This is a genomic window from Methylobacterium sp., from assembly GCF_019750675.1.
In the GTDB taxonomy this organism is placed as follows: Bacteria; Pseudomonadota; Alphaproteobacteria; order Rhizobiales; family Beijerinckiaceae; genus Methylobacterium.
The window spans coordinates 1-3,580 of sequence record NZ_JAIEOF010000040.1; the positions used below are offsets into that span (position 1 = coordinate 1).

Below are 3,580 nucleotides of genomic sequence, written 5' to 3' on the forward strand. Positions count from 1 at the left end.
TCGTCCCGGTCTTTCGGGGCGGGAACCTCGACATGCGCGGCGAGGCGGATGGTCCAGGCCGCGCAGGGCGTGGGCCAGAGCCGGATGGATCGGTCGAAGTAGGAGTAGGCGCAGGGCTGCGAGGCGCTGGCCGGGTCGCCGAGGCGCTCGATGGCGGTCTCAGCCATCCTGGTGAGGGTGTAGCTCTGCCCGTTCTCGATGCGCATCGCGCTGTCGATCGCGAGCAGGGCCGGGATCTCCGGCGCATCCCCGCCGCCGTAGACGTCGGCGCCGGGGACGGTCTGGAAGGTCAGGATCCGCTCGCTGAACGTGAAGCGATCCGGCTGGTAGTGCCGGATGGCCCGGTCAACCGCGAACGCGATCTGCCGGTCCAGGTCCGCCCGCTCGATGTCGTCCGCGATCTCGTCGAGCAAGTCGCCGAGCGTCGGTTTCCCTTGCGCGTTCGGCATCGGCAGGCCTCGGATCAGCGGTCGGGGAGGGCAGCGGCGGGGCTTCAGGCTCCGCCGCCAGGACCGCTGCTGCGTGCAGGGCCCAGTAGGTCAGGTTCACCGGGCGCTCAGGCGCGCGGCGCGACGTACTCGAACACGATGTCGGCCACGCCCGCGGTCGGCGCGGAGCCGGTCGGGACGTAGGAGACGTACGGCACCGTATCGGCGGCGAGCTGGCCGAGCGCCGTGGCGGTGTCGGGCCGCTTCACGCCGAGGGTCTGGGCGACCGAATCCGTGGCCGCGACGAGGTCGTTGCCGCCCGGCGTCGAACCGACCACGAGGGGATTGGTCGTGCCGGCGTTGAAGGCCTGGCTCACCACGATGGTGGTGCGGGTGATGATGGCGCCGGCTGGGAAGGCGGCGCGCATCGGCATGCCGCCGGCGAGGAGGTCGTCGAAGCGCACGCGGGCGCGGATTTCGCCGACCTGACCGCGCAGGAGCGAACGGACGGCGGGCTTGGTCGGGTTGACGTTGGTGGCCATGGCGGGCCCCTTTCGATCAGGATGGAGGGGGAGACGCGCAGGCGGCCGGGGCCGGCCCGCGCATCAGGATCGGTCAGGGCTGCGATCAGCCGGCGTTGACGGCGTAGGTCGGGATGACGATCACCGCGAAGTCGCGGTTGTTGTAGGTGGTCTTCTTCAGACCCCAGATCGCCCAGGCCGAGACCTCGAGCTCGCGCTTGTGGTCGTACAGCTCCTCGTTCCAGCGGTACTTGTCGGCGCCGCCGCCCTTGCCGAAAGCCGCCGTGGCCGCCTGAGCGCCCATCAGGACGGCGCGGCGCACGGTCGGGAGGATCGTCTTGCCATCGGGCGCGACGCCCATGGTGACCTGCTGGGACTCGCGCAGGACGACGTTGTTGTAGACGCCCAGCGCCCCGGTGAAGATCGGGTTCTTGGTGACCTCGCCGCCCTGCATCGCGGCTTTCTGGATGTCGAGCCACTGGCCGGCGGCCGTACCGCGACGCAGCTGCGTGACCTGGGTCGGGTGCAGGTACATCACCCACATCTCGCCCATGCCGTCGACGTTGACGGGGCGCATCTTCACGTCGCCGGCGTTGCCGCCGGTCTTCGCGATCTCGACGGCCGAGTCGATCAGGTCGAGCGTGAAGATGTCGCCGGCGACGAGGGCGCCGTCGTTGACGCGGGCGTTGGGGCGCACGACGCGGGTCGAGGGCGTCACGGCGTTGTTGGCCGTGAACTTCACGCCGCCGGAGCCGTCGGCCTGGACGAAGTTGGCCGGGGTGAAGCCGCAGGCGTGGTTGAAGAACGAGACCGAGGTGCGCAGCTGGAACCAGTCGGCCAGACCGGCGCGGGCCTGATCGCGCAGGTCGAAGGGTACGCGCTGCTGGTCGATGGTGTTCTTCGAGCGGATGCCGACGACGTTGCCGAGCTCCTCGATGGTGATCGCGTCGGAGTTCGTGGTCAGCTGCTCACCGTTGCCCTCGGCGCGATCCGAGGAGGTGAAGCCGGCGCCGTTGAGCTGCATGCGCAGGCCGAACGTGATCTTGTCGCCGACACCCTTTTGGGTCTCGGTCTTGACCTGGATCACGGACTTGTCGCCCTCGCCGAACAGCGGAGCGATATCGAGGGCCTTGGTGGCTTCCGTGGCGAGCTTCTTCGACCACAGCTTCACGGCGAGGGCGTCGTTCAGCCCATAGGAGGTGACGGACATGGGGGTGCCTTCGAGGCTTGAGGTTTCCGTGGGGAGGGGTTCTGCGGGCTGTGCGTCGCCGCGCGGACGGAAGCCGGGCCCCATGGTGCCGCTGGGGACGGTGGTCGGACGGGACCCGTGACGTGGGTCAGGCGAAGGCTGTGACGCGGCCGGGCGGATCGCGTGACGTGCGATCGGGCGAACCGGTCCGGCGAACGCAAAAAGCCCGCGGAGAGCGGGCCTTGAACGAGCGTCGGATCGGGGCGTTGGAAGGAGCCGGCGGGCGGTCCGAGGGCGGACCGTCACAGCGCTGGCGACAGGCTAGCTAATGCGCGCGGTTTGCCCGTCGGGTCAAGGGTCTAGACGCGATCGCCTACGTTCAGGGTGGTGCTCAGCACGGCGCTTTGGCCCGTGAGGAGAGGCGGTAGCGTCCCGAGCGGCAGTGTGGAGACCGCGACCACGACCCCGAGCGCCACGATGGCGAAGCGCTGGGTCGGCGCGTACATACTGGCCGGCCCCAGGGTCTCGGGCGAGGAGGAGTCCCAGCGACGGTAGGCGACGAGGGCGGGCATCAGTCGACGTCCGCCTCGATGGTCACGGAGAAGCGCTGCGAGGCGGCCGGGGTGAAGGCCGTGCGCGTCTCCAGCACCGCGTAGATGTCGGAGACACCGACCGGCACGTCGAAGCCGATCGGGGGCGAGAACGCCATGAAGCCCTTCGATCCGTCGGCGAGGATGCCCTGCCCGAGCGTGACGTCGGCCGAGCCGTAGTAGTTCACGTAGTTCGCCACCGCGCCCGCCAGTGCGCCATTGTCGCCCACGCTGGGAGCTACGGCCGTCTTGAACAGGTGGACCCGCAGCGTGCCCGCGAACGCGGCCTGATTGGTCGCGACGCGCAGACGGATGATACGGCCGGTCCCGCCGGGGATACGCGGCACGTTCGCGAGGGTGAGCAGGTTGCCCGGGCCCGCCGCGACGTTGCCGCCGATCAGGTCCCCGACCGCATAGGCCACGGTGTCGGCCGGGCGGATGACGACGCCGGTCGTGACGACGGTGGTCCCGCCGACCTAGCCGATGTGCGCCTCTCCGGGCGCCGTGACGGTGGGCAGCGGAGCGCCCGCGCTACCGAGCGGCTGGCCCGCCGCGTCGACGAGTTGGGCCGTGAGCATGGGTACGGACATCGGATCAGCCTCCCATCAGGGCTTTGACGCGCTCCGGGTTGGCCTTTTCCATCTTGGCGAAGTCGGCCTCCGACATGCTGGCGAGCATCTCGAGGGTGAGTTCGCCGGCCGGGGCGCCACCCGCCGAGGAGAGCGAGAGCGAGGCGGCCTGGCCCTTGGCGATGCGCGCGGACTTCTCGGCCGCGGTCTCAGCCGGGGCGGCGGGCGCGGCCGGCTCAGCGGCCTTTGGTGCGAAGCCGCGCAGCTTGGCGAGCTGCATCAG

At 70.2% G+C, this 3,580-nt stretch carries 5 protein-coding genes and 1 pseudogene; all 6 read right to left on the bottom strand.

What is annotated here, in order from left to right; translation table 11 throughout:
• Window positions 1-449: hypothetical protein (locus K2X24_RS02070; protein ID WP_292494192.1), on the bottom strand; the 449-nt coding region annotated here is incomplete at its 3' end.
• Window positions 450-556: 107 nt separating this feature from the next.
• Window positions 557-970, bottom strand: a complete 414-nt coding sequence (locus tag K2X24_RS02075) for a hypothetical protein (protein ID WP_292494193.1) — start codon at window positions 968-970, stop codon at window positions 557-559.
• 85 nt (window positions 971-1,055) lie between these two features.
• Complete coding sequence (locus K2X24_RS02080; RefSeq protein WP_292494195.1) at window positions 1,056-2,159, bottom strand: N4-gp56 family major capsid protein; 1,104 nt, start codon at window positions 2,157-2,159, stop codon at window positions 1,056-1,058.
• A 338-nt stretch (window positions 2,160-2,497) separates the two neighbouring features.
• Window positions 2,498-2,710, bottom strand: a complete 213-nt coding sequence (locus K2X24_RS02085; protein ID WP_292494197.1) for a hypothetical protein — start codon at window positions 2,708-2,710, stop codon at window positions 2,498-2,500.
• Window positions 2,710-3,150: a hypothetical protein gene (locus tag K2X24_RS02090; RefSeq protein ID WP_292494199.1), complete on the bottom strand. Its 441-nt coding sequence runs from the start codon at window positions 3,148-3,150 to the stop codon at window positions 2,710-2,712. The genes K2X24_RS02085 and K2X24_RS02090 overlap by 1 nt, the downstream gene beginning before the upstream one ends.
• A 172-nt stretch (window positions 3,151-3,322) precedes the next feature.
• Window positions 3,323-3,580 (bottom strand): annotated as a pseudogene (locus K2X24_RS02095) (hypothetical protein); the annotation flags it as partial.